The organism is Pseudomonas edaphica (assembly GCF_005863185.1).
In the GTDB taxonomy this organism is placed as follows: Bacteria; Pseudomonadota; Gammaproteobacteria; order Pseudomonadales; family Pseudomonadaceae; genus Aquipseudomonas; species Aquipseudomonas edaphica.
In genome coordinates this window covers 1-623 of the sequence record NZ_VBVZ01001122.1, presented here as the reverse complement: position 1 = coordinate 623, position 623 = coordinate 1, and the positions used below count along the sequence as shown (strand labels likewise).

Annotated in this window: 1 protein-coding gene; it reads left to right on the top strand. The window is 60.2% G+C overall.

Translation table 11 applies throughout. From position 1 onward, the window contains the following. Positions 1-623: 3-hydroxyacyl-CoA dehydrogenase NAD-binding domain-containing protein (locus FEM54_RS33630; RefSeq protein WP_240792844.1), on the top strand; the 623-nt coding region annotated here is incomplete at both ends.

Genomic DNA, 623 nt, shown 5'->3' with positions numbered 1-623 from the left:
GCAGGCGGGTTTGATCAATGAGCTGGCGGCGGATCGCGATGAGCTGCTGGCCAAGTCCCGCGCCTGGATTTTGGCCAATCCCGAGGCCAAACAACCGTGGGACAACAAGGGCTACCAGATCCCCGGCGGCACGCCGTCAAACCCAAAAGTTGCGCAGATGCTGGCCATCGCGCCGTCGATTTTGCGCAGTAAAACCAATGGCTGCTTCCCCGCGCCGGAGAAAATTCTCTGTGCGGCTGTAGAAGGCGCCCAAGTGGATTTCGACACTGCGCACCTGATCGAAACCCGCTACTTCACCGAGCTGGTCACCGGGCAAGTGGCGAAAAACATGATTGGCACCTTCTGGTTTCAGCTCAATGAGATCAACGCCGGCAGCTCACGGCCGAAAGGTTTTGCCCCTTATGTCACGCGTAAGGTGGGCGTGCTGGGCGCCGGGATGATGGGCGCGGGCATTGCGTATGTGAGTGCTTGTGCGGGCGTTGAGGTGGTGCTCAAGGACATCAACCTGGCGGCGGCCGAGAAGGGCAAGGCGCATTCTGCCGTGCTGCTGGACAAGAAAGTCAGTCGTGGGCAATTGACCGCCGAACAGCGGGAAAGCACCTTGGCGCGGATTCATCCTACGG